22 protein-coding genes are annotated in these 22388 nt (G+C 65.1%); 10 read left to right on the plus strand and 12 right to left on the minus strand.

What is annotated here, in order from left to right:
• The first annotated feature begins 5 nt into the window (after positions 1-5).
• Positions 6-734, plus strand: coding sequence for a WecB/TagA/CpsF family glycosyltransferase (locus AC1RRR_RS07445; protein WP_492811825.1), 729 nt, complete (start codon positions 6-8; stop codon positions 732-734).
• Positions 735-737: 3 nt separating this feature from the next.
• Here AC1RRR_RS07445 and AC1RRR_RS07450 read toward each other — a convergent pair whose 3' ends face one another.
• The 6 genes from AC1RRR_RS07450 to AC1RRR_RS07475 form a co-directional block, all read right to left on the minus strand.
• A complete protein-coding gene (locus AC1RRR_RS07450) occupies positions 738-1889 on the minus strand; it encodes a hypothetical protein (protein WP_492811827.1) in 1152 nt (383 codons plus the stop codon).
• 70 nt (positions 1890-1959) lie between these two features.
• Entirely contained in the window at positions 1960-3156 is a 1197-nt protein-coding gene (locus tag AC1RRR_RS07455; protein WP_492811829.1) for a glycosyltransferase family 4 protein, read from the minus strand.
• Complete coding sequence (locus AC1RRR_RS07460) at positions 3108-4103, minus strand: NAD-dependent epimerase/dehydratase family protein (RefSeq protein WP_492811830.1); 996 nt, start codon at positions 4101-4103, stop codon at positions 3108-3110. The genes AC1RRR_RS07455 and AC1RRR_RS07460 overlap by 49 nt, the downstream gene beginning before the upstream one ends.
• A 3-nt stretch (positions 4104-4106) precedes the next feature.
• Positions 4107-5414 carry a UDP-glucose dehydrogenase family protein gene (locus AC1RRR_RS07465; protein ID WP_492811832.1) on the minus strand — a complete coding sequence of 436 codons (1308 nt, stop codon included), beginning with the start codon at positions 5412-5414 and terminating at the stop codon, positions 4107-4109.
• A gap of 85 nt (positions 5415-5499) precedes the next feature.
• Entirely contained in the window at positions 5500-6480 is a 981-nt protein-coding gene (gene galE, locus AC1RRR_RS07470) for a UDP-glucose 4-epimerase GalE (protein ID WP_492811834.1), read from the minus strand.
• 50 nt (positions 6481-6530) lie between these two features.
• A complete protein-coding gene (locus tag AC1RRR_RS07475; RefSeq protein WP_492811835.1) occupies positions 6531-7184 on the minus strand; it encodes a sugar transferase in 654 nt (217 codons plus the stop codon).
• A gap of 1166 nt (positions 7185-8350) precedes the next feature.
• Here AC1RRR_RS07475 and AC1RRR_RS07480 point away from each other — a divergent pair.
• Entirely contained in the window at positions 8351-9229 is an 879-nt protein-coding gene (locus tag AC1RRR_RS07480; RefSeq protein ID WP_492811836.1) for an endonuclease/exonuclease/phosphatase family protein, read from the plus strand.
• Positions 9230-9333: 104 nt separating this feature from the next.
• Here AC1RRR_RS07480 and AC1RRR_RS07485 read toward each other — a convergent pair whose 3' ends face one another.
• Genes AC1RRR_RS07485 through AC1RRR_RS07500 form a run of 4 tightly spaced genes read right to left on the minus strand, consistent with a single transcriptional unit; the run spans position 9334 to position 14535 of the window.
• A complete protein-coding gene (locus tag AC1RRR_RS07485) occupies positions 9334-9642 on the minus strand; it encodes a DUF4387 domain-containing protein (protein WP_492811838.1) in 309 nt (102 codons plus the stop codon).
• Entirely contained in the window at positions 9626-11089 is a 1464-nt protein-coding gene (locus AC1RRR_RS07490) for an acyclic terpene utilization AtuA family protein (protein ID WP_492811840.1), read from the minus strand. Before AC1RRR_RS07490 ends, AC1RRR_RS07485 begins: the two co-directional genes overlap by 17 nt.
• Entirely contained in the window at positions 11089-12402 is a 1314-nt protein-coding gene (locus AC1RRR_RS07495) for a CitMHS family transporter (protein ID WP_492811841.1), read from the minus strand. The genes AC1RRR_RS07490 and AC1RRR_RS07495 overlap by 1 nt, the downstream gene beginning before the upstream one ends.
• Before the next feature lie 30 nt (positions 12403-12432).
• Positions 12433-14535, minus strand: coding sequence for a TonB-dependent receptor (locus AC1RRR_RS07500; RefSeq protein WP_492811843.1), 2103 nt, complete (start codon positions 14533-14535; stop codon positions 12433-12435).
• Positions 14536-14744: 209 nt separating this feature from the next.
• Between AC1RRR_RS07500 and AC1RRR_RS07505 the strand changes: the two genes are divergently transcribed.
• The 3 genes from AC1RRR_RS07505 (at position 14745) to AC1RRR_RS07515 (ending at position 18190) form a co-directional block, all read left to right on the plus strand.
• Positions 14745-15893 (plus strand): citrate synthase family protein, encoded by a 1149-nt coding sequence (locus AC1RRR_RS07505; RefSeq protein ID WP_492811844.1) that lies wholly within the window; start codon positions 14745-14747, stop codon positions 15891-15893.
• A gap of 142 nt (positions 15894-16035) precedes the next feature.
• Positions 16036-17064 (plus strand): LLM class flavin-dependent oxidoreductase, encoded by a 1029-nt coding sequence (locus AC1RRR_RS07510; protein ID WP_492811845.1) that lies wholly within the window; start codon positions 16036-16038, stop codon positions 17062-17064.
• A gap of 226 nt (positions 17065-17290) precedes the next feature.
• Positions 17291-18190 carry a 3'-5' exonuclease gene (locus AC1RRR_RS07515; protein ID WP_492811847.1) on the plus strand — a complete coding sequence of 300 codons (900 nt, stop codon included), beginning with the start codon at positions 17291-17293 and terminating at the stop codon, positions 18188-18190.
• 46 nt (positions 18191-18236) lie between these two features.
• On the opposite strand, the gene AC1RRR_RS07520 is transcribed toward AC1RRR_RS07515, so the two are convergent.
• Positions 18237-18518 (minus strand): hypothetical protein, encoded by a 282-nt coding sequence (locus AC1RRR_RS07520; protein WP_492811849.1) that lies wholly within the window; start codon positions 18516-18518, stop codon positions 18237-18239.
• A 105-nt stretch (positions 18519-18623) separates the two neighbouring features.
• A complete protein-coding gene (locus AC1RRR_RS07525) occupies positions 18624-18971 on the minus strand; it encodes a hypothetical protein (protein ID WP_492811850.1) in 348 nt (115 codons plus the stop codon).
• Positions 18972-19125: 154 nt separating this feature from the next.
• Between AC1RRR_RS07525 and dinB the strand changes: the two genes are divergently transcribed.
• From dinB to AC1RRR_RS07550, 5 genes are all read left to right on the plus strand, one after another.
• Positions 19126-20202, plus strand: coding sequence for a DNA polymerase IV (dinB, locus tag AC1RRR_RS07530; protein ID WP_492811852.1), 1077 nt, complete (start codon positions 19126-19128; stop codon positions 20200-20202).
• A gap of 78 nt (positions 20203-20280) precedes the next feature.
• Positions 20281-20865, plus strand: a complete 585-nt coding sequence (locus AC1RRR_RS07535) for an alpha-ketoglutarate-dependent dioxygenase AlkB (RefSeq protein ID WP_492811854.1) — start codon at positions 20281-20283, stop codon at positions 20863-20865.
• A gap of 56 nt (positions 20866-20921) precedes the next feature.
• Positions 20922-21695: an exodeoxyribonuclease III gene (locus AC1RRR_RS07540; protein ID WP_492811855.1), complete on the plus strand. Its 774-nt coding sequence runs from the start codon at positions 20922-20924 to the stop codon at positions 21693-21695.
• Positions 21692-22018 (plus strand): hypothetical protein, encoded by a 327-nt coding sequence (locus AC1RRR_RS07545; protein WP_492811857.1) that lies wholly within the window; start codon positions 21692-21694, stop codon positions 22016-22018. The genes AC1RRR_RS07540 and AC1RRR_RS07545 overlap by 4 nt, the downstream gene beginning before the upstream one ends.
• A gap of 32 nt (positions 22019-22050) precedes the next feature.
• The gene (locus tag AC1RRR_RS07550; protein WP_492811859.1) at positions 22051-22176 is read left to right on the plus strand and encodes a hypothetical protein; all 126 of its coding nucleotides are present in this window, start codon (positions 22051-22053) and stop codon (positions 22174-22176) included.
• The last annotated feature ends 212 nt before the right edge of the window (positions 22177-22388 follow it).

The raw sequence follows: 22388 nt of genomic DNA on the forward strand, positions 1-22388 counted from the left end.
TCGGGATGGGCATCGACACCGAGAACCTCGACGGCGTCGTCGACAAGGTCATCGGCTGGGCGCGTCATCACGAGAGCCGCTATGTTTGTGTCGCCAACGTCCACATGGCCGTCGAAGCTCGGAAGGACCCAACCTTCGCGCCTGTACTGACCGAAGCCGATCTCGTGACGACGGACGGCGCGCCGCTGGTTTGGATGGCGCGCGCGCTTGGCGTCGCCGGCAAACAGCGCGTACCTGGACGCGAGCAGATGCTGTCCATCTGCGCCGCCGCCGAACAAGGCGGCCTGAATATCGGCCTGCTGGGAGGCCGCCCCGAAACGCTCGCGAAGCTATCGGAAAAGCTGCAGCAGAAGTTCCCTAAACTGAAGATTTCCTACACAGAATCCCCCCCCTTCAAACCCGCGACAGCCGAAGAGCGCCTGCAGCGGATCGCCGCGATCAACGCAGCCGACGTGCGCGTGCTGTTCGTGGGTCTAGGCTGCCCGAAGCAGGAGCGCTGGATGGCCGAACATCGCGGCGAGGTGCAAAGCGTGATGCTCGGAGTCGGAGCGGCCTTTGATTTTCTCGCTGGCGATATTCCGGTAGCGCCCAGCTGGGTGCAGAATGCTGGCCTGGAATGGCTTCATAGACTGGCGCAAGAACCCAAGCGCTTGTGGCGACGATACCTTGAGACCAACTCGGCGTTTGTTGTCCTGGCCGCACAGCAACTCCTGCGCGGCCGAACAAAGGCCTGATCTTCAAACCTCGGCGCCGGTCGACATGCTTTTCTCACGAGCCCAGAGAGCAGCAGCGACCGCGAACAATACGATGTTGTGGTAATAATAGATCAGGGTGTTATCCGTGAACCACACGATAGCCGTGAACACCGACAGCGCGATCGTAGCTCTCTGGGCCCTGAACATAATCAACATTGACGAGATCACTAAACACGCGCCGACAAATCCATAGTCCAGCGCGATCTTCATAAAATCATTGTGCGGCTGCTTAATGCCGAACTGGTTGAATAGGAGGCTGGTCGTAAAGCCCGGCCCATGCCCACCGATCTTCTGCAGAATTGTGCCGTCGGACAGGATCCCCTCAAGGACCTTGTTGAATTCGAAGCGCCCCATAGTGAGAGCGTTCATCGACAGAGTAGTCGGCAAGAACTTGTAGACGATGGCGATAATCTGGGTCATCCGCGTGCCAATGGTCAGGCCCAGCAGGAATACGACCGCAGAAATCGCATAGACTAGCGTCTTCGACTTCGAAACTTTTGAAGGCATGAGGAAATAGACGGCGCTGGCGGCGATCAGCGCGAGCAAAGCCGCGCGCTTGAACGAAATGACCGCCAGAAATCCGAAGATCAATGAGAGCTTTTTATCACCCGTAACCAAGAAGTAGAACGCCAGTAGCGATACCGGGAAAGCAAAGCCAGATTCCGTGCCGAACCCCTTCGAGTCAAACAAGCCGAAGTGGGAGAAGTCTAGTGCAACCCCTTCTCGCGAGAAGAAGAACGTCTTGACCACCGAGCATATGCCCACAGCATAGGCCAGTCGCCGAACGAACCTGTCGTCCGCGTTGAGACTGACCAAGAAGGTCAGCGGAGCCAGCACGATGAAGAGAAGCTCTTTCCAGGCGCCAATCGGCACCTGTGTTCCAAGAACCGAAACCAGAGCGCCGGCCGCGAATACGCTCACGGCGGCGACTGCATAGCGCTCGATCGGTAGGACACCCCGATAGATCGCTACAGCGGCAACGAAGACAAAGAGTGGAAATATGTACCAAGCAAGTCGAAACACACTTCCGTATGATGCGCTGACGACTAGGCCGATGAACAGATAGAGGAACGGATACAGCCCGCGCATTTGCTCGGAGCCGGGATTATCGGTTCTCAGTTTGGCTGCCAGCATTTCAAACCAGTCGATCTTTGAAAACTCAAGGTGGCGCGCCCACGCAGCGCCCGATAGTGTAACGAGATAATTAGGCGCTACCCCTATTGCGCGCCCCCGCCTTGAGAGCGCTTAGAACGCCGTTGGAGAAGAGCTCCGCCATTTTTTCGATCGTGTAGTATTCGGCGGCAGAGCTTGCACCAACCGATAAACTAGCCAATCGCTTGCGATCCTTCAACAGATTGACGATCGCATCGACATAAGGACCCGTATCCTGCCAGGGCGTGACGATCAGGCCGTTTTCCCGATCCTTCAGATAGGCGATTTCCGGGCTGTGGTAGGGATAGTCCGTGGTGATCAGCGGTAGCGCCGCGGCGGCGCTGTCAAGGATGCCAAGACCCACCAGACCTGGCATCAAGAACAGATTGCTCATGCACATGAGTTCGGTTTTCTCGTCGCCAAAGCGCGCGCCCAGAAAACGGAGCCAAGGTCTATCGCGGGCAAGATCCTCGACAAGGCTGCGGTCGGGACCGTCGCCAACGATAACGAGGTGGAAGTCGGGAATCGCCAACCTGATCGCGTCCGCGGCCTCGACGAGGAAGCTGATACGTTTATCGGCATAAAGCCCGCCGACGAAGATCGCGACATCTTCGCCATAAATTCCATGTTCGGCCTTCAGCGCAGCAATACGCTCGGACGTCATCTTGCGAGCAAGCGATCGGACTTCGCCGGTGTCCACCGCGTTATTGAAGACCGTGATGCGGTCTCGCGGAAACCCCAGCGCACCAACCGTGCTGGCGGCCTGCTCGGTGTAGGCGAACCACCAGTCGCAATTCGTCGCCCAGATCCGCTTCCATCGTTCGGCCGGGCCGTTACCGCCCCTGGCTTGGTAGTTCTTGCCATGCCCCCACAGCGCGAGCATGCGGTCTCTCGGCTTCAAAAGCTGGAGCGGATAGTTGACCAGTAGGCTGTTTTCCTGGCCGAGGATAACTAAGTCCGCGTCGAACGCCTCGCGGAACACGGGCTGATAAACGACATCGCGCCCACGCAGACCGAGATAGACGTTCTCGATCTTTTTGCCCCACGAGAGATCTGAGAAACCACCTCGCGTCGCTTCAGCCTTGCTGGGTTGCCCATAGATGAGTTCGTAGGCCACGCCGCTCTTCGCGAGGTTCTCCCGCACCCGCTCGTGAAACGGGATCCTGTAGTGGGTCAGGACGCGCGTGATCTGAACAACTTTCATCGCGCGGCCTTGGCGCTCCAGCCAGCGGAGCAGCCACGTCGCCATTCGACGAAGCGCGCCAGGCCCTCGGCAAGCTTGACCTTCGGCTTGTAGCCGCAGAGCGTCTTTAGCTTGTCGATATTGGCGTAGGTCGCCGGAACGTCGCCCGGCTGCATAGGCAAGAAGATCTTGCTGGCCTCGATCCCCAATGCCGCTTCCAGCGTCGAGATCATATCCATCAGGCCAACCGGATCGTTGTCGCCGATGTTGTAGACTTCGTGCCCGCCTTGCGCCGGCGGATTGTCGAGCACACCCAGGATGCCGTCGACGATGTCGTCGATATAGGTGAAGTCGCGGGCCATCTTGCCCTCGCCATAGACCTCGATCGTCTCGCCCTTCAGCATCTTCTCGGTGAAGCCGTAATAGGCCATGTCCGGCCGCCCCCAGGGGCCGTAGACGGTGAAGAACCGCAGGCCCGACTGCGGAAAGCCGTACAGCGCCGCATAGCTCTGGCTCAGCAGCTCGCACGAGCGCTTGGTGGCGGCGTACAGCGACACCGGTTCGTTAGCCGGATCGGTCTCGCGGAAGCCGTCGCCGTTCAGCGGCCGGTCGCCATAGACGCTGGACGAGCTGGCATAGACCAGGTGTTCGACGCCAGCATGACGGCAGGCTTCCAGCACCGACAGGTGGCCAGCCAGATTGCTGCGCTCATAGGCGAACGGGTTTTCGATAGAGTAGCGAACGCCGGCCTGGGCGGCCAGGTGGATCAACTGTTTGGCGCCCGAGCTCTTCACCAACTCGGCGAAGGCCTCATGCTCGGCGATGTCCATGCGGACCATCTCGAAGCCGTCGCGGCCTTCCAGCCGCGCGGCGCGAGCATCCTTCAGCGTCGGATCGTAATATGCGTTGAAGACGTCGACCCCGATCACCGCCACGCCGCGATCGAGAAGGCGCTCGGCCACATGGTAGCCTACAAAGCCGGCCGCGCCGGTGACGATGATCGCAGTCGCCATGGATCAGCCTCGGCCGATCGAAGCGTAGGTGAAGCCGTGACGGACCATCTCGGCGGCCTTGTAGACGTTGCGCAGGTCGACCACGGTTGGCGACTTCAGCAGCAGCTTCAGGCGGTCCAGGTCGAGCGCCCGGAACTGGTCCCACTCGGTCAGGATCACCAGGGCGTCGGCCCCTTCGGCTGCCTCGTAGGCGCCTGACTTGAAGTTGACACCCTTCAGCATGTGGGCCGCTTCCTTGGCGCCCTCCGGATCGAAGGCCTGGACCTTGGCGCCCATGGCCTGCAGGGCCGGCAGAATGTCCAGGCTCGGCGCGTCACGCATGTCATCGGTGTTGGGCTTGAAGGTCACGCCCAGCACGCCGATCGTCTTGCCCGACAGGTCGGTAGAGCCGATGGCGTCGGCCACCTTGGTGGCCATGGCCTTCTTGCGCGCGTCGTTGACCTCGACGGTCGTCTCGATCAGCCGGGTCGGGGCGCCGTATTGCTGGGCCGTGCGGACCAGGGCGATGGTGTCCTTCGGGAAGCACGAACCGCCATATCCGGGACCGGCGTTGAGGAACTTGCTGCCGATCCGCTTGTCGAGGCCAATGCCCTTAGCCACCGACTGGACGTCGGCGCCGACCTTCTCGCAGAGGTCGGCCATCTCGTTGATGAAAGTGATCTTCATCGCCAGGAAGGCGTTGGCGGCGTACTTGATCAGCTCGCTGGTGCGGCGGCCAGTGAAGACAATCGGCGTCTCATTCAGCGACAGCGGGCGATAAAGGTCGCGCATCACGGCCTGGGCGCGCTCGTCCTCGGTGCCGACGACCACGCGGTCGGGGCGCTTGAAATCCTCGATGGCCGCGCCTTCGCGCAGGAACTCGGGGTTCGACACCACGGCGAACTGGGCGTCGGGGCGGACCTTCTTGATGATCGCCTCGACCTCGTCGCCAGTGCCGACCGGCACGGTCGACTTGGTGACCACGACGGTGAAGCCCTCGATCAGGCCGGCGATCTCCTCGGCGGCGGCATAGACGTAGGAGAGGTCCGCATGGCCATCGCCGCGACGCGTGGGCGTACCGACAGCGATGAACACCGCGTCGGCGTCCTTGATCGCCTGGGCGCCCTCCAGCGTGAAGAACAGGCGGCCTTCACGGACGTTGCGCGCCACCAAGTCATCGAGGCCAGGCTCGAAGATCGGGATCTCGCCGCGTTCCAGTCGCTCGATCTTGCTCGGATCCTTGTCGATGCACGTCACCACGTGACCGAAGTCGGCGAAACAGGCCCCCGACACCAAGCCCACATAACCCGTGCCAATCATCGCTACGCGCATCGAAGTATCCTGATCTGACGGGAGCGCTCAAAAGCGCTGCTGTCCGCGTTGTTGTAAAAGTCTGAATTTCTTGTTTTGGCCGTCATCAGGCCTGACCCGCTTGTGCCTGATGCCAACGCCAAGCGCTGGATAGGATCACATCGAGATCTCGCGACGGCGCCCAACCCAATTGCTCACGAGCCTTGGTGTTGTCGCCGACGAGGACCGGCGCATCGCCCGGCCGGCGCGGCGCCGTCTGGACTGTCAGCGGCGCCCCCGTCGCCCGGCCAACCCCGTCGACCAGTTCGCGCACAGTCGTGCCCGCGCCGGTGCCGAGATTGTAGGACTCCGAGGACCCGCCGGCCAACAGCCGGCGCAGCGCCGAGACGTGGGCGTCGGCCAGATCCTGCACATGGATGTAGTCGCGCACGGCCGTGCCGTCGCGAGTATCGTAGTCGTCGCCAAAGATCGTGAAGTGCGGCCGCTGCCCCAGGGCTACCTGGATAGCTAGGGGGATGGCGTGGGTTTCCGGCTCGTGCCACTCGCCGATCCGACCTTCAGCATCCGCGCCAGCGGCGTTGAAGTAGCGAAGAACCGTGCTGCGGAAACCGGCATAGCGGTCGTAGTCCGAAAGGGCCTGCTCGACCATCAGCTTGCTGCGGCCGTAGGGGTTCAGCGGCGCCTGAGGATGGCGCTCGTCCATCGGCAGGGTCACGGGATCGCCGAAGGTGGCGCAGGTCGAGGAGAAAACCAGTGCATTGACGCCCGCCCGGCGCGTAGCCTCGATCAGCGTGATCGTGCCGCCGACATTGTTGTCGAAAAAAGCGCCAGGATCCTTGACCGACTCGCCCACCTCGATCCGGGCGGCGAAGTGCAGGACGGCGACCGGCGCGTGCGCGGCGAAGACCGCGTCCAGGCGCGCGGCGTCACGGATGTCGCCGACCTCGAGCGGCCCCCACCGCACATGCTCACGATGACCGTTGGACAGATCATCGAAAACGACGGGCCGAAGACCGGCTTGAGCCAACGCCAAGCAGGCGTGCGAGCCGACATACCCGGCCCCACCGGCTACCAGAACGGTTTGCATAGATATCCCCGACACGGAGCAACGACCAACGGCCGCTTCTCCGCCACCAACTAGTAAGCGTTTTCCGCCATCAGCAGATGCGGCACGGTCAGCAACAGAATTTTGACGTCGCCGCCGAGCGTCCAGCGCTCGATATATTCGTTATCCGCATCGATGCGCGCAGCCATCGCCTCCACCGCGCTGGTGCCACCGCGCAGGCCCTTGATCTGGGCCAGGCCAGTCAGACCTGGGCGTGTACGAAAACGCAGGTGGTAGTTAGCGATCAACGCGCCGTACTGCTCGTCATGAGCTAGCGCATGCGGACGCGGGCCGACGATGGACATGTCGCCCTTCAGCACGTTGAGGAGCTGGGGAAGCTCGTCGATGCTGGTCTTACGGATGATACGACCGAGCGTGGTGATCCGGTCGTCGTCGCGCTTGGCCTGGACGACCTTCGTCCCGTTCTCCTGGCACCGCATCGAGCGGAATTTGAAGATCGTGAAGGCTTGGCCGTTCAACCCACCGCGGGACTGCCGAAACAGCACCGGACCAGGAGACTCCAGCTTGATCAAGACGGCGACGAGGGCGAGGAGAGGCGCGAAGAACAGCAATGCGCCGCCCGCCACCAGAATATCCATCGCTCGCTTGAGCGGATCTTTGGCGACCGGCGACGCTTTCACGGCGCAGGTTCGCTGATCCGCTGACGGATTAGATACGATCAGCACGTGGTCCCCACCAGTGTATGTGTCCGGGTCTTTGCCCGATGATTTAGGAAGCCTTTACTAAATCAGCGTTCCGCAAACAACCGCTCGTCGTGGTTGTTAACCAACCTTTTTTCGCAACGCAGCGATTCTTGCGCGTTCAAGGCACATTGCGCGCCCTATTGAGAGGCGCCCTGCTGGACCAAGACGGCCATTTCCACACTAGTTCGACGATCTTTGCCATTCGGACTGTAATTAAATGCACGTCCGCACCTTACGCCCGGCACGTCCGAGCCTCTCGCGTGTCGCGAGAAATTGCGACAACTCTGTGGGTGCGATGCTTCAAATACTTCAGCGCCCTCTCTGAGGCCGTCGCGGCGCTCTGTCATTGACCGCGTGTCCAGAGATCCTTGCCGCTGGGTCCAGGCGCCCCGAATACCCGAGGCCAGAAAAGGATAAAGGCCAGCGAAGCGGAGTGTAGTTCACTCTTTCGAGGCCTCTTCCGTGCCCAAACCAATATCCTTCTGGCCAGCGCCCAATGGCGACTGGCAGTTTCCGACTGCCTTGATCAACCAGATCCATGCTGAGATTGCCGGGCTTTCCTACACGCGACGTCGAAGCTGCAGCGCCACAACCTCATCCGGGCGCGCATGCTTCGGTTTGGCGATCGCCTTGGATTTGATGCGCGGGTGGAAGTTGCGAGCGGCCATCGCAAGATGTCTCGGACAGGTCGGTTCGATGTCGCCTAGTTTCGGGCTTCGAGGCTTTCGCGCCTCCAGGGAGGCCCGATTTTGGTTTGCAGAGGTCGGCTAAGCCTTTGATTTTGCCAGGGGCCGAAATCGGACTCTTTGCGACCAAGCCATTGAATTCACTAATTCGCACGGGCGTGCAAATCAGCGCCGCAATCCGGACGGCCGCAATTTGCTGTTTTGGAAAAGCGGGGATGGCGGAGACGGAGTCCGCCAAGGCGAACAAATTTTCTTTATTTTTCCTGCACTTAAAGCGCCCACCCTTCGCATTCTACCCCCGCTCCTACCCACGGTCCGGCCAGCGACCTGGCGCCATTTCGTCCCGTTGCCGGGCGCATCTCAGTTGAATTTAGCCGTCGCCCACAAGCGGCTTGGGCGACCACATTGTTATTCTATAACACTTGCGCTCTAAAGCGGGCCTCCTCCGTTCTGGAACTCCGGATGCTCAAGCCGCTCGCCGCCCTCGCCCTTGTCCTATCGCTCGGGGCCTGCGCCACCACGCCGGCCATGCCGCCGCCTCCCCTTCGCATCGCTACCTGGAACATGGAGCACCTCTCCGAGGACGGCGCCCAGGGCTGCAAGGCGCGTACGGACGCGGACTTCGCGCTGATGCGGGCCTACGCCGAGCGCATGAACGCCGACGTCATCGCCTTCGAGGAAGTGGAGTCGATCAAGGCCGCCGCCCGGGTGTTCGATCCGGCCAAGTACCAACTGATTATCGAGGAGCGACCTGCGGGCAACCACTTCCCATGCGGCGGCCAGGCGAATCGCAGGCTGACACGCCAGGCCGTGGGCTTCGCCATCCGCAAAGGCGTGCGCTTCGAGCGCGCGCCTGATCTTGCCGATCTGGCGCTCGGCAATCCGGATCTACGCTCGGGCGTCGACATCACCGTCCGAGCGCGAGGACGCGCGCCGCTTCGTCTTCTCGCCGTCCATCTGAAGTCGGGCTGTTTCAACGGGCTAAAGGGCGATGCCTGCGAGACCCTTCAACGGCAAATCCCGGTTCTCGAAAAATGGATCGACGCCCGCGCCGCCGAGCCCATCCGCTTCGCCGTGCTCGGCGACTTCAACCGTCGCCTCGCCCGCAAGGACGACACGCTCTGGGCCGAGCTTGACGACGGCCAGCCCGCCAACGCCGACCTTTCGCTCGCCGAGGGCGCCGCCACGCCCAAGTGCGACCCGCGCTTCAAGGAATTCATCGACCACATCGTGCTGGACGTCCGCGCGGCGCGGGACCTGGCTGGGTTCGAGGAGCAGACCTACGCTCCGGCCGATGGCCACCCTTCCGACCATTGCCCGGTCGTCGCCTCCCTGAGATAGCGACACCGACGGGTATCGGTTCACGTGAAGGCCATTCGGCTTAGCGGCCAAGCTACGGCAGAAAGGCGCTCCGGCTTGTCGGCGTGACGCAGACGAGAGCCTGGTCAACCCACGACCGTGTCCAGCAGCCGAACATATTGCTGGCCGCTGTGCATGTCGCGCTCGACCACGCCGCCTTGCGGCGTCTTGCGGGGATAGGAGATCTTCACCACCGCCAAGCTGTCGACCGCGAAGCGCTTGATCAGCGCCGGATCGGTGTCGAACGCCTCGCCGATGGCCTCCTGGGATAGCGCCGGCGCGTCCTTGTAGCGCACGTAGTTCTCCGGGCCGTCGAAGAACAGGTCGACCGTCACCCAGAACGGCCCGGCGTTCTTGGACCGCACCTGGTGGCAGACCTCATGCAGCTTGACCATCGCGGACCTCCTTATCTTGAACGCCAGATTTTTCCGAAGGGGCGTCGACCCAGCGGATGCGGACCAGCTCGAACGGATCGGCCGTCTCGACGACGTGATTGAGCTTGAACTCGAAGACTTGGCCGCGCTCGACCTCGGCCGGCGAGAACGGGAAGGCGTAGCTCGGAAGCTCGATGTCCCTGCGCACAGGGAAATGGAAGAAGTATGGGTTGCAGGCCTTGGCGATCTGGGTGGCCAGGGCTTGGTTCTGCGCGGTGGCGACGAACAGCAGACCCACCTCCAGCGGTGGCGGCGTACCTGGCGGTCGGGTGATCCCGGAGACGGCGTTCCAGCCATAGGCCCGCAGCGAGATGTCGAAATCGCCGGCGGCCTCGCCGATCGAGCGGCGCACGCGCTCGCGCAGCGCCTCGTCCATGCGGGCCATGAAGCCGTCGAGATCGGCCAGCACCGCGCGGTCTTCGATGCCGACCATCATCATGGTCTGGAATGGCCCGCCGCCCGCGCCTTCCAGTTTCATGGTGTAGGGGCCCGGCTCCCAGCGCGAGCCGGTGACGCGCACGATGCGTGCGTCCAGCGCCTGATATTCCGAGGCGGTCACATCCAGCACGCCGCCGGGCTCGATCAGGCGGAACGGGTCGCTGTTTTCGTAGAGCATATGGGCGGCCACGGTGTGCGGCTCGCAGCGATTGTCGGGCGACAGCGGTACGACCTCGAAGCCCTCGGCGTCGACGCAGAACATGATGCCGGGGTTCATCGGATTGACCGTGCACTGGCCGCCGCACTCGGCGACCTTGGCGCCGTGCCAGGCGGGCCCTGCGGCCGCGCCCAGCATCAGCGGCACGGCGGCCAGAACGGCGGTGTCGGTGGTGCGCCCGCCCAGGACGATCTCGGCCCCGCCCTGCAGAGCCGAGATGTAGGGCTCGGGGCCTAGCAAGGCGACGATGTGGGCGCAGGCGTCGACCGTGGCGTCGTCCAGCGGACCCAATGGCGGCAGCGGTCGGATTTGCCCCCCGGCGTTCTTGGCCTTCAGGGTCGCCTTGTCCTGTTCGGAATAGAGCAAGGCGATGCGCGGCCGCTGGCCCAGTTCTTCGGCGACCTCCTGGACGATCTCCAGGGTCCAGTCGACGGCCTCGTCGCAGCCGGAGGTGCCGCACGAGCCGATCAGCAGCGGGATGCCCGCCCGGTCGCGGGCGTCCATCAGGATGGTGAGGTCGCGCTTGACCGCCGCGCGGCTGTACTTGGACTTGCCGGTGCCCAGATAGGCCGGACCGCTGTCGGTCGAGCCGGCGTCGAGGGCGATGGCGTGGGCCCCGGCGGCGAGACCGGCCTCGACCTCATCGGGTCGCACGCCCCCACCCAGGGCCCCGCAGGGCACCAGGACCTTGACCCCACCGTCGGGGAGCTTGCCGTCGTGCATCGAAGACTCTTTCGGAACAGAGGCGGTCATCAGGCCGCCCGCAGGGGGAAGGCGCCGGTCGCCAGGGCGGCGATCAGCAGCAACAGGGAAGCGGCGATCGCCCATTTCAGCGAGAAGCGCTGGGCCGCGCCGACCTCGACCTTCAGGAGGCCGGTGACGAGGTAAATGGCCGCGATCAGCGGGCTGAGACCGTGGACCGGCTGGCCGACGATCGAGGCGCGGGCGATGGCCTCGGCCGGCACGCCGAACTTGGCGGCGGTCTCGGCGATCACCGGCAGGACGCCGAAATAGAAGGCGTCGTTGGACATGAAGAAGGTCATGGGCATGCTGATCAGGGCGGTGATCGGCGCCAGATAGGGTCCGAGCTGCGGCGGGATCGCCATCAGGGTGGCGTCGGCCATCGCCTTGACCATGCCGGTTCCCGACAGGATGCCGGTGAAGGCCCCGGCCGCGAAGATCAGCAGCACCACGCCCAGCACGTTCTTGGCGTGGGCGGCCACCCGCGTGCGCTGGGTGGCGATGTCGGGATAGTTGACGATCACGGCGATCGCGAACGCGCCCATCATCAAGGCCGGTAGCGGGGCCGCGCCGGTGACGAGGCCGCCGACCAGGGCGAGGGTCAAGGCGAGGTTGAACCAGATCAGCTTCGGGCGCTTGGCCTGCGCCTCCCCGGTCTCGACCAGCGGCGCGTCGGCGGACACGGGGTCGAGCGGTTCCAGGGACAGGCGCCCCAGACGCCGGCGCTCGCCCAGGCCTAGCCACCAGGCGAGCGCGAGGACGCCGGCCAGGCCCGCGACCATGGCCGGGATCATCGGCAGGAACACCGCGCTCGGCTCCAGATGCAAGGCGCTGGCGGCCCGCGCGGTCGGCCCGCCCCAGGGCACCAGGTTGACGATGGTGTTGCTGAGCCCCAGCAGCAAAGCCAGGATCAGCGGATTGAGGCGCAACCGCCGATAGACCGGCAGCAGGGCCGAAATGGTCACCAGGGCCGTGGTGGCCCCATCGCCGTCCAACGAGACGACCATGGCCAGCAGCGCCGTGCCCAAGGTCACCCGCGCCGGATCATCGCCGACCATCGACAGCACCCAGCGCACCAGCGGGTCGAACAGCCCCGCATCGATCATGATCCCGAAGTAGAGGACCGCGAAGGCCAGCATCAGGGCGGTGGGCGCCAGCTGGGTGACGCCCTTGACCATCATCACGCCCAGCTGCGGCCCGGCCCCGGCCAGGAGGCCGAAGGCGATCGGCACGATGATCAGGGCCGTGATCGCCGACAGGCGATTGGTCATGATCAGCGTCATGAAGCTGATCACCATCAGGAAACCCAGCACCGCCAGCGTCATCGTCCCCTCCCCGTACCGATCGCCGTCACGTCAGTACTTCCAGCGCAGCGTGGCGCCGACCGTACGCGGCGGTGCGTAGATCGCCAGGTTGGTCCCCTGGAACACGACCTGGTGGGTCTTGTAGATGTCGTTGGTCAGGTTCTTGCCCCAGACCGACAGGCTCCAGTGGCCCTCGGCGCTGTCATAGACGAGGCGCCCATCGACCAGCGACCTCGGCTTGCGGGTGATGATCTGGTTGTTGTCGAGATCGTCATAGACCTTGCTCTCGAAGGTGGCGTCGATCGCCGCCTCGAGCCGCGCGCCGGACGCCAGCGGCTGGGTGAAGCTGGGCGACAGGGTCAGCTTGTGGCGCGGGCTGCGGGTCATGCGATTGCCGGACCGGTCGGCCCCGCGATCGAACAGGCTGAGGAACTTGCCGTCGGTGTAGGCGTAGGTCGCCGACAGGCGCAGATGCTCGTCGACCCGCGCGTCGAGCGAGGTCTCCACGCCCCGGATGCGCGCCTTGCCGGCGTTGGTGGTGATGGTGTCGAAGCCCCGGGTGCTGCGCACCTGCAGGTCCTGGTAGTCGGTCTGGTAGATCGAGGTGTTCCAGGTCAGGCGGCGATCCAGCAGCGTGGTCTTGGCCCCCAGTTCGTAGAGTCTCGCCGTCTCCGGATTGAACGGCGTGGCCGCCGAGGTCGCCGTCGACGGGGTGTCCTGGAAGCCGCCGCTCTTGAAGCCGGTCGAGATCACGCCGTACAGCATGACGTTCTCGCTCGGCGAATAGTCGCCGCCCAGCCGCCAGGTCAGCTTGTCCCAGTCGTGGCTGGCGGTGATGCCGTACTTGGCAGAGGCGCGCAGCAGGGCCGTGGAGTCCTGGTTGCTCAGCGCATAGTCCTTGTCGTCCTTGGAGTAGCGCAGGCCGCCGAAGACGTTGATCTGGTCGGTCAGCGGCCAGGTGGCGTCGCCAAACACCGCGTAGCTTTTGGTCCTCGCGGCCTGGATGAAGCGGTCGCGAGCGGCGTAGGTCGCTGGCGGTGTCGGGCGGGACTTGATGTCGCCCCACAGCGTGTCGATCCGGTCGGTGTCGCCGCTGTAGGAGTAGCCGCCGACCACCCAGCGCAGCTTCGAGCTGGGCAGGGCCGACAGCCGCAGCTCCTGGCTCTGGAAATGGCTCTTCTCATCCTGGGCGCCGCGGAAGTTGAGGGCATAGATCGTCGGGTTGCCGCCATCGAAGTCCTCGGCGTAGTGGTAGGCCAGATGCCGGTACGAGCCGATATAGGTCAGCGTCGCCACTGGCAGGTCCCAGGTCAGGTTGGCGCGCGCGCCCCAGGTGTCGCGATCGTTGCGGCCGTTGCTCTCGGCGTAAAACTGGTCGCGCTGGCGGTTGACGCGCCACAGGGCGCTGGCCGGGGCGGTCGGGTCCAGCTCGAAGCTGTGGCGGGCGTCGCCGGCGCCGCGATCGCGCGTGCCGTCGATGGCCAGCAGGGCCGTGAAGGTCTCCGTCGGCTTAAGCAGCAGCTGCGCGCGGCCGCTGGTGGTGTCCTGGTCCTCAGCCGCGCCGCCAGCGAAGGCGTTCTTGGTATAGCCGTCGTGGGTGCGCTTGCTGAGGCTCAGACGCACGGCCGCCTTGTCGCCGACCGGGGCATTGATGAAGCCCGCCCCTTCCCGCCGCGAATAGTTTCCGACCGTGACCGCCGCGCCGGCGTCAAAGGCGTCCAGCACGGGGCGCTTGTTGAAGACGCTGACCGCGCCGCCGACCACGTTCTTGCCCAGCAGCGTGCCTTGCGGTCCTTTCAGGACCTCGATCCGGTCGACGTCGAAGGCGTCGAAGGCCACCGCCGAAGGCCGGCCGTAATAGACCTCGTCGACAAAGACCGAGACCGACGGGTCGCCGGCCGCGCCGCGATCGGACGAGCCGATGCCGCGCAGGACCGGACGTGGCTGGCTGGACGGGAAGTTGTCGAAGGCCAGGCCCGGCGTGCGGTTGGCCACATCCTGCACCTGGACAATGCGGGCGGCCTCGATCTGCTTGGCGCCAAACACCGACAGGGTCAGCGGCACGTCCTGCAGGTTCTCCGAACGCTTCTGGGCGGTCACCACCACCTCATCCAGCTGAACCGCCGAAGACGCCGGGGACGCGGTCTGAGCCATCGCCAAGGATCCGGAGCAAAGCGCCAGGACACAGGCCGATCCCAGCAAGCCGTAGCGAGCATTCATGGTCATTCCCTCCGTTGCGCTTTCACATTGACGATTCTCATCAATGCGTATTTTCTTGATGCGCTTGAGATCATACGAGCCACCTGTAATTGGCCGCGTCAATCTGTACGGATTTCGTCAATATGAAGAGCGACGACCTGTTCATGTCCGCGGACGAAGCCGCCGACGCCCTCGGCGTCAGCCTGCAGACCCTGTACGCCTATGTCAGCCGCAAGGGCATTCGCTCGGAAAGGCAGCCTGGCTCCAAGAGCCGCCGCTACTGGCGCGCCGACATCGACCAGGCGCGCGGTCGCGGCCGTCCGGCTGATCCCTCCGCCGGCCTGATCAAGTCGACCTCCGTCACCCTGATGACCGCCAAGGGGCCGTTCTATCGCGGCGTCTCGGCGATCGACCTGGCCGAGACCGCGACCCTCGAAGAGGTGGCTTGCCGCCTGTGGAACGCGCCCGACGCCTTCGCCGACCTCTCGCTGACGCTGCCCGATGGCTACGAGGCGGCGCGACAAGCGTTCGCCGCCCTCCCTCGCATCCCTCGCGCCATCGGCCTCCTGGGCCTGATCGAGCACGCCAACCCGCGCGCCCACGACTTGACGCCGGCCGGCTACGCCCGCGCCGGGGCCGGGGTGATCCGCTGCTTCGCGGCCATCGCCTGCGACGGCGACCCGATGGAACCGGGCCTGCTTCATGAGGTCCTGGCCCGCTCGCTGAACGCGCCGGCCGGCTATGAGGATCTGATCCGGCGCTGCATCGTCCTGGCCGCCGACCACGAGCTGGATCCGACGACCTACGCCGTGCGGGCCGCCGCCAATACCGGGGTTACGCCCTACGGGGCGGCGATGGCGGGCCTCGTCGCCGGGCGTGGCCGCCGCCTGCACCTGGGTCGCGCGGAGACGGTGTCGCGCTTCCTGGACGAGGTCATGACTGGCGCCCCGAAAGAAGCGGTGCTCTCGCGTTTCCGGGTCGGCGAAGCCCTGCCCGGCTTCGGGGGCCACCTCTACGCCGACAAGGACCCTCGCGCCCAGGCGCTGCTCGCCGCGCTGGAACGCCAGATCCCCGAGGCCGTGTTCGCGCCGCTACGCCTGGTGATCGAGACCATCGACGACCTGACGGGCGCTGCTCCCGACTTCATCGTGCCGACGATCTTCCTGGGCAAGGTGCTGGGCCTCAAGGGTGAGGAGCTGGCGGTCTCGACCGTCGGCCGGATGGTCGGCTGGATCGCCCACGCCCTGGAGCAATACCAGGACCACGCCCTGTTCCGCCCTCGCGCGGCCTATGACGGTCCCCTCCCCGCCTAACCGGGCAGCCCATCACGCACAGGCGCCTGGCAGGCGCTGACGCCAGACCGAGAAGAAACTGCACCTCTTCCGGTGGCGAATTGCGCGCCTATCTAACGGTCCAGCCGCGCCCGACGGCTCCGAAAAGGACAGAGTGCACCCCATGAGCGTTGTCGAACTTGGACTGGATACTTTCGGCGACGTGACGACCGGGCCGGATGGGACGCTGCTGCCCCACGACCAGGTCATCCGAAACGTCGTCGCCGAGGGTGTGCGCGCCGAGGCCGCCGGTGTCGACTTCTTCGGGATCGGCGAACACCACCGCGCCGACTTCGCCGTCTCCTCACCCGAGATGGTGCTGGCCACGATCGCGGGCCAGACCTCGCGCATCAAGCTCGGCTCGGCCGTCACGGTGCTGAGCTCGGACGATCCCATCCGCGTCTTCCAGCGCTATTCGACACTCAATGCGGCCTCGAGCGGCCGGGCCGAGGTGATCCTGGGCCGCGGTTCATTCACCGAGTCCTTCCCGCTCTTTGGCTTTGAGCTGTCGCAGTACAATCAGCTTTTCGAAGAGAAGCTCGACCTCTTCGCGGCCCTGCTCCGCGAACGGGCCGTCACCTGGCAGGGCCGAACCCGCCCGCCCCTGGTCAATCAGGAAGTCTTCCCGCGCCAGGGCGACCAGCCCTTCAAGACCTGGATCGGCGTCGGCGGCAGCCCGGAATCGGTGGTGCGCGCGGCGCGCTACGAATTGCCCATGATGCTGGCGATCATCGGCGGCGATCCCAAGCGCTTCCTGCCGTACGCGGATCTCTACAAGCGCGCCTTCGGTGAGCTGGACAAACCGGTCCAGCCGATCGGCGTCCACTCGCCTGGCTATGTCGCCAAGACCGATGAACAGGCGCGTGAGAACCTTTGGCCCGACTACAAGGCCATGCGCGACCGTATCGGGGCCGAACGCGGCTGGCCGCCCATGAGCCGGGCCGAGTTCGAGCAGGAAGCCGCCCATGGCTCGCTCTATGTGGGCTCGCCCGAGACGGTCGCCCGCAAGATCGCCGCGACGGTCAGGGCCCTAGGCGCCTCGCGCTTCCAGATGAAGTACAGCGCCGGCGCCCTGGCGCACGACAAGCTGCTGGACAGCATCGGCCTCTATGGCGAGCAGGTGATCCCGCTGGTCAGGGACATGCTGACCTAGCCGCCACGGCGCTGCGCCGATACGCCGCCCTCGGCGACGCCATGGCCCGTCGTTAGTGGCCCGACCTTCCCCGTCCCTCAAATAGGCTCCAACGTCGGACGAGCCGCGGCCTCAAAAAGCCGCGGCTCAGACTTGGTCCCAGCTTAGGGCCTGAACCGGTGTCGACGTCCAATATCGGCAACGCCTGGACCTTGCGATCTTCGTCAAAGGCGGCAACTGAGAGCCTGTGACCGACGCCCTCGACCTTGAGTCCCTGGAAGCCATGGCCGCCCAGCTTGCCGCCAGTGGCCGCTATCGCCTGCTGCGGCGGTTCGAGGGCTGCACCCTGTTCACGGGGGCCGATCCAGCGACGCTGAAGCGCGGCGTCTATCTCGACACCGAGACCACGGGCGTTGATCCGCGCCGGCACGAGATCATCGAACTGGCGATGCTGCCGTTCGACTACGATCCCGAGGGGCGCCTCTGCGCGGTCGGCGAACCGTTCGTCGCCCTGCGCCAGCCCGCCAATCCCATCCCGGCCGAGATCACCCGGATCACCGGCATCACCGACGCCATGGTCGAGGGGCAGGCGATCGATCCGGACGAGGTCGCCGCCTTCATCGCCTCGGCGGTGATCGTGGTGGCCCACAACGCCGCCTTCGACCGCCCCTTCGTCGAGCGCCTTTCCGACAGCTTCAAGTTCAAGGGCTGGGCCTGCTCAATGCGCCAGGTCGACTGGGCCGGGGAAGGCTTTGAAGGAACCAAGCTCTCCTACCTCGCCAGTCAGTGTGGCTTCTTCTTCGACGGCCATCGCGCCGAGAACGACTGCCTGGCAGGTCTGGAGATCCTGGCGCGGCCCCTGACAAGCGGCCGCACGGCCCTGTCCCATCTCCTGGAAGTCGCCCGCGCGCCGACCTGGCGCATAGTCGCCGACCGCTCCCCCTTCGAGATGAAGGATCGGCTGAAAGAGCGCGGTTACCGCTGGAATGGCGACGAGGCCGCTGGACCAAGGGCCTGGTACGCCGACGTCACTGAGGAGGATCGCGACGCTGAGCTGGCCTACCTCGCGCGCGAGATCTACGGCTACGACCCGGGGCTCTCGCCAAGGCGCATCACCGCATTCGAACGCTTCTCGGATCGAGGGTGACGGAGCGCCCATCACGCCTTTCCGACGCCGGCAAACACCCAGACCTCTAGCCTCTTGGCTCAAGATCCATGAAGGCCTTTCCCTCGTCGCCCGCCTCCGCGCGGTTGAGGACCTTGTTTTCGTGATCGCGGCTGATCACAACCCGAATACCGCGATAGCGGATACCGACGATGGTGCTGAGGCAGGTCGTCGGCAGATCCGCGCCCGACATCTTCACCCAGGTGTCGGAATTGAAGGTGATGGCGCCAGGCAGGAACTGATCGTCCCCTTTGGCCTTGGCCTCTTCGGCCATGAAATCCAGCAGGTGGTCGATCTCGTCGCGCTTCATGATCCCGCGCTTAGCCGAGTCGACCGCCGGATGCGGTTAAGGCCACGCAGATCCCCAGGGTTATCGACAGAAGAGTGGCTGCGAGGGGCGCATGTTCGTTGAAGCCTAGCCGACCCGCCGCAGGTCCGCGACCGATGGATCGGCCGGCAGCTGCACGTAGAACCACGCCAGCTCGGGGTGGCGCTCGACCAGATCGGCGAAAGCGCGGCGGATACGTGGGGTGAGCGCAGGGTTCTTGACGCACATCGAGACCACGAGGGCGGCGCTGTTGCGCAAGGTCGGGTTACGCAGGGCCGTGCGCTGCTCCTCAAGCCGACGGCGATAGCGCGTGGCGCCGAACGTCTCCGGCAATTGGGCGATCGATCGGTCTATGTCCTTCAGGGTCTCGGCGACGGCTTGCGCCAGGCCGATCTCCAAGGCCAGGGTCAGGAACTCCCCTTCGATACGCGACACGCTACAACACTCCCCAAGGCCCCCACGATGGACCAGCCAGACGGCCCTTCGCGCTGCGACGCGGCGTCGCAAGACCCCGGTTTCACCCGATCCTGGCCGCCCGCTCAAGGAGAAAGTTCCCGTTTCGTTCACAGAATGCTAGTTAACTGGGGACATGGAGTCGCCGCCTCGTAAGATCATCCACATCGACATGGACGCCTTCTTCGCGTCCATCGAACTGCGCGACGATCCCAGCCTCGCGGGCAAGCCGGTGGTGGTCGGCTCGCCGGCCGCGCGCGGGGTGATCGTGGCGGCGACCTACGAGGCCCGAAAGTTTGGCGTGCGCTCGGCCATGCCGTCCAGCACGGCCCTGCGCAAATGCCCTGGCCTTGTTTTCGTGCCGCGCCGCATGGAGGTCTATAAGGCCGCCTCTCAGCAGATCCAGGCGATCTTCGCCGACTACAGCGATCTGGTCGAACCGCTGTCGCTGGACGAGGCCTTTCTCGACGTCACCGCCAACAAGGCCGGGATCGACACCGCCACCCAGACGGCCCGGATGATCCGGGCGCGGATCCAGGAAGAGACGGGCCTGACCGCCTCGGCGGGCATCTCCTACAACAAGTTCCTGGCCAAGATGGCCAGCGACCAGAACAAGCCCAACGGCCAGTTCCTGGTCGCGCCCGGCCAGGGCGAGGCGTTCGCGCGCACCCTGCCGATCAGCCGGTTCTACGGCGTGGGCGAGGTGACCGAGCGCAAGATGAAGGCGCTGAAGATCGAGACGGGTGAAGACCTGCACCGCCAGTCGCTGGAGTTCCTGATCCACCACTTCGGTCGGGCCGGACCGTGGTTTCACGACATCGCCCGCGGCGTCGACGAGCGCCCGGTCATCCCCGATCGCGAGCGCAAATCTTCGGGCTCGGAGACCACCTTCGAGACCGACCTCTTCGACACCGCGCGCATCGAAACCGAGATCGCAGCCCTGGCCGACCAGGTCTTCGGCTGGTGCGAAAAGGCCCAGAAGTTCGGACGCACCGCGACGATCAAGGTCAAGTACGCCGACTTCGAGCAGGTCACGCGCCGTCGTTCGCTTCCCGACGCCATCACCGACGGCCAGACCCTGCGGCTGCTCGCCCAGGACCTGGTGCGGGCGGTCTATCCGCTACGGGCGGGGGTGCGGCTGCTGGGCGTCACGGTCTCCAACCTGGAGACCAAATCAGCCGAGGCCGCCGACCACACCGCCCTCCTCGTCTAGCCAAAGGTCCAGGGGCGCACGCGCACAACGGCGACATGTCCTGGGCGCGCCGCGGTCGAAATTTCTGTTGAGACGCCGATGATCGACAACCAGCCCTCGCTGTTCGACCTACCGCTGGCCCCCAAGAAGCCTCTGCCCGATGGCTTCCGCTATCAGGCCGAACTGATCAGCGCCGCCGAGGAGCGCGACCTCGTCGCCAGCTTTCAGGGCCTGCCGTTCAAGGCCTATGAGCATCTGGGCTATTTCGGCAATCGCCGGATCGCCGGCTTTGGCTGGCGTCAGGACGAGGCCGGCCGCATGGTCGAGACCGGCGAGCCGATCCCGGATCTGCTGCTCCCCTTGCTGGACAGGGTCGCGGCCTTCACCGGCCTGGCGCCGGAGAGCTTCCGCCACGCCCTTGTCACCGAATACTCGCCCGGCGCGGGGATCGGCTGGCATCGCGATCGACCGCCGGCCGTGGCGATCGCCGGGGTCTCCCTGTTGTCGCCATGTCATTTCCGCCTGCGGCGCAAGACCGGAGACCGTTGGGACCGCGCCTCGATCATCGCCGCGCCACGCTCGGCCTACCTCATGGCCGGGGCGGCGCGCAGCGACTGGCAGCACAGCATCCCCGCCCTCGAAGCGCTGCGCTATTCGGTGACCTTCCGGACGGTACGGCGCTAGGCGCCGGCAGCAGAACAGCCCTGGGAACGTGCGTTCCACGGCCGCGCTTTCCCTCCGTGCGCATCGCCACCCTCAACATCAATAATGTGATCAGCCGCTTCGACAGCCTGATCGAATGGCTGGACGACGCCCAGCCCGACGTCGTCTGCCTGCAAGAGTTGAAGGCCGAACAGGGCCGCTTTCCCGCCGAGGCGCTGGAGCAGATGGGCTATGGCGCGGTCTGGAAAGGCCAGCGGACCTGGAACGGCGTGGCGATCCTGGCCAAGGGCATGACCCCGGTCCTGACCCGGACCGCCCTACCTGGCGATCCAGACCTGACCCAGTCGCGCTATATCGAGGCGGCGGTGAACGGCGTGCTGATCGGCTGCCTTTACCTGCCCAACGGCAACCCGGTCCCGGGTCCCAAGTTCGACTACAAGCTGGCCTGGTTCGAGGCGCTGCTGGCCCATGCCCACGGCCTCCTCGCCACCGGCGCGCCCGTCATCCTGGCCGGCGACTATAATGTCGTACCGACCGAGGCCGACATTTATCCCAACCACTCGTATAGCGGCGACGCCTTGCTGCGCCCTGAAAGTCGCGCGGCCTTCCAGCGCCTTCTGGACCAGGGCTGGACCGACGCCCTGCGCGCCATCCACCCGTACGCCGCGCCCTGGACCTATTGGTCGTACCTGCACGAGCGATGGCCCAAGGACAAAGGCCTGCGGATCGATCATCTGTTGCTTTCGCCCGACCTGGCCAGTCAGCTGACGGACTCTGGCGTCGATCGCTGGGTCCGGGGTCTGGATGGCGCCAGCGACCACGCCCCGGCCTGGATCGAACTCTCCCGATGAAGGCCCCGCCGCCCATCACGCCGGACGGCCGCTACCTCGTGGTGCGCGGCCGGCTCTGGCGACGGAGCAATCCCGATCTGTCGCCAGAGCACCGCCAGACCCTGGTCGACGCCTTGATGGACGCCCGCCGCGCGGTTCTCACGGCGCTGGCCAAGGGCGACCCCCAAGCGCTCGCGAAGGCGCGAAGCAGGGTCAACACGGCCAAGGTCGGCCTGGGTGAACGCGGCCCCGTGTGGTGGGACGACGGCGCGCCGGACCTCAACCGCCATATGGCCCGCAACACACCCTATGGCGACTGGTGGGCCAATCTCGACCGCGCCTAGCGCCGCCGTGAGCGGCGCCATATCATGGCGCCATGCCCGCTCGCTCCCGCCCAACCGCCCGCCTGCTGACCCCCGCCGGCTGGGCCGGCCTTGCCGCCCTCGCATTGCTGACCGCCGGCCTGGTCTTCATGCTCATCCAGGTCCTGCCCCGCGCCTAGCGTGTTCTGAAAGCACGGACCTGTGCTTTAGATCGTAGGGACACCAAGGTCCGCGACGCCGCATAAGGCCCAGGCTAACGAAGACCCGCTTGGCCAAATTCCTGGTCGAACCAGAGCTCGACGTCGTAGCGCACCGAAATGCTGGATCGGAAGTTCAGATGGTGCGGAGAATTGGCCTGCAGCCAGCTCCAAAAGTCGCCAAAGCTCAGGGC

The organism is Caulobacter sp. GW821-FHT12D05, assembly GCF_058807295.1.

What these genes read in the sequence shown, in the direction of transcription:
- AC1RRR_RS07500 (WP_492811843.1), bottom strand. Translation starts at nt 14,535, where the DNA reads ATGGCTCAGACCGCGTCCCCGGCGTCTTCGGCGGTTCAGCTGGATGAG.
- AC1RRR_RS07510 (WP_492811845.1), top strand. Translation starts at nt 16,036, where the DNA reads ATGAGCGTTGTCGAACTTGGACTGGATACTTTCGGCGACGTGACGACC.
- AC1RRR_RS07550 (WP_492811859.1), top strand. Translation starts at nt 22,051, where the DNA reads ATGCCCGCTCGCTCCCGCCCAACCGCCCGCCTGCTGACCCCCGCCGGC.
- AC1RRR_RS07505 (WP_492811844.1), top strand. Translation starts at nt 14,745, where the DNA reads ATGTCCGCGGACGAAGCCGCCGACGCCCTCGGCGTCAGCCTGCAGACC.
- galE (WP_492811834.1), bottom strand. Translation starts at nt 6,480, where the DNA reads ATGCAAACCGTTCTGGTAGCCGGTGGGGCCGGGTATGTCGGCTCGCAC.
- AC1RRR_RS07495 (WP_492811841.1), bottom strand. Translation starts at nt 12,402, where the DNA reads ATGACGCTGGCGGTGCTGGGTTTCCTGATGGTGATCAGCTTCATGACG.
- AC1RRR_RS07485 (WP_492811838.1), bottom strand. Translation starts at nt 9,642, where the DNA reads ATGGTCAAGCTGCATGAGGTCTGCCACCAGGTGCGGTCCAAGAACGCC.
- AC1RRR_RS07545 (WP_492811857.1), top strand. Translation starts at nt 21,692, where the DNA reads ATGAAGGCCCCGCCGCCCATCACGCCGGACGGCCGCTACCTCGTGGTG.
- AC1RRR_RS07445 (WP_492811825.1), top strand. Translation starts at nt 6, where the DNA reads ATGGGCATCGACACCGAGAACCTCGACGGCGTCGTCGACAAGGTCATC.
- AC1RRR_RS07480 (WP_492811836.1), top strand. Translation starts at nt 8,351, where the DNA reads ATGCTCAAGCCGCTCGCCGCCCTCGCCCTTGTCCTATCGCTCGGGGCC.
- AC1RRR_RS07455 (WP_492811829.1), bottom strand. Translation starts at nt 3,156, where the DNA reads ATGGCGACGTGGCTGCTCCGCTGGCTGGAGCGCCAAGGCCGCGCGATG.
- AC1RRR_RS07520 (WP_492811849.1), bottom strand. Translation starts at nt 18,518, where the DNA reads ATGAAGCGCGACGAGATCGACCACCTGCTGGATTTCATGGCCGAAGAG.
- AC1RRR_RS07535 (WP_492811854.1), top strand. Translation starts at nt 20,281, where the DNA reads ATGATCGACAACCAGCCCTCGCTGTTCGACCTACCGCTGGCCCCCAAG.
- AC1RRR_RS07490 (WP_492811840.1), bottom strand. Translation starts at nt 11,089, where the DNA reads ATGACCGCCTCTGTTCCGAAAGAGTCTTCGATGCACGACGGCAAGCTC.
- AC1RRR_RS07460 (WP_492811830.1), bottom strand. Translation starts at nt 4,103, where the DNA reads ATGGCGACTGCGATCATCGTCACCGGCGCGGCCGGCTTTGTAGGCTAC.
- AC1RRR_RS07450 (WP_492811827.1), bottom strand. Translation starts at nt 1,889, where the DNA reads ATGCTGGCAGCCAAACTGAGAACCGATAATCCCGGCTCCGAGCAAATG.
- dinB (WP_492811852.1), top strand. Translation starts at nt 19,126, where the DNA reads ATGGAGTCGCCGCCTCGTAAGATCATCCACATCGACATGGACGCCTTC.
- AC1RRR_RS07465 (WP_492811832.1), bottom strand. Translation starts at nt 5,414, where the DNA reads ATGCGCGTAGCGATGATTGGCACGGGTTATGTGGGCTTGGTGTCGGGG.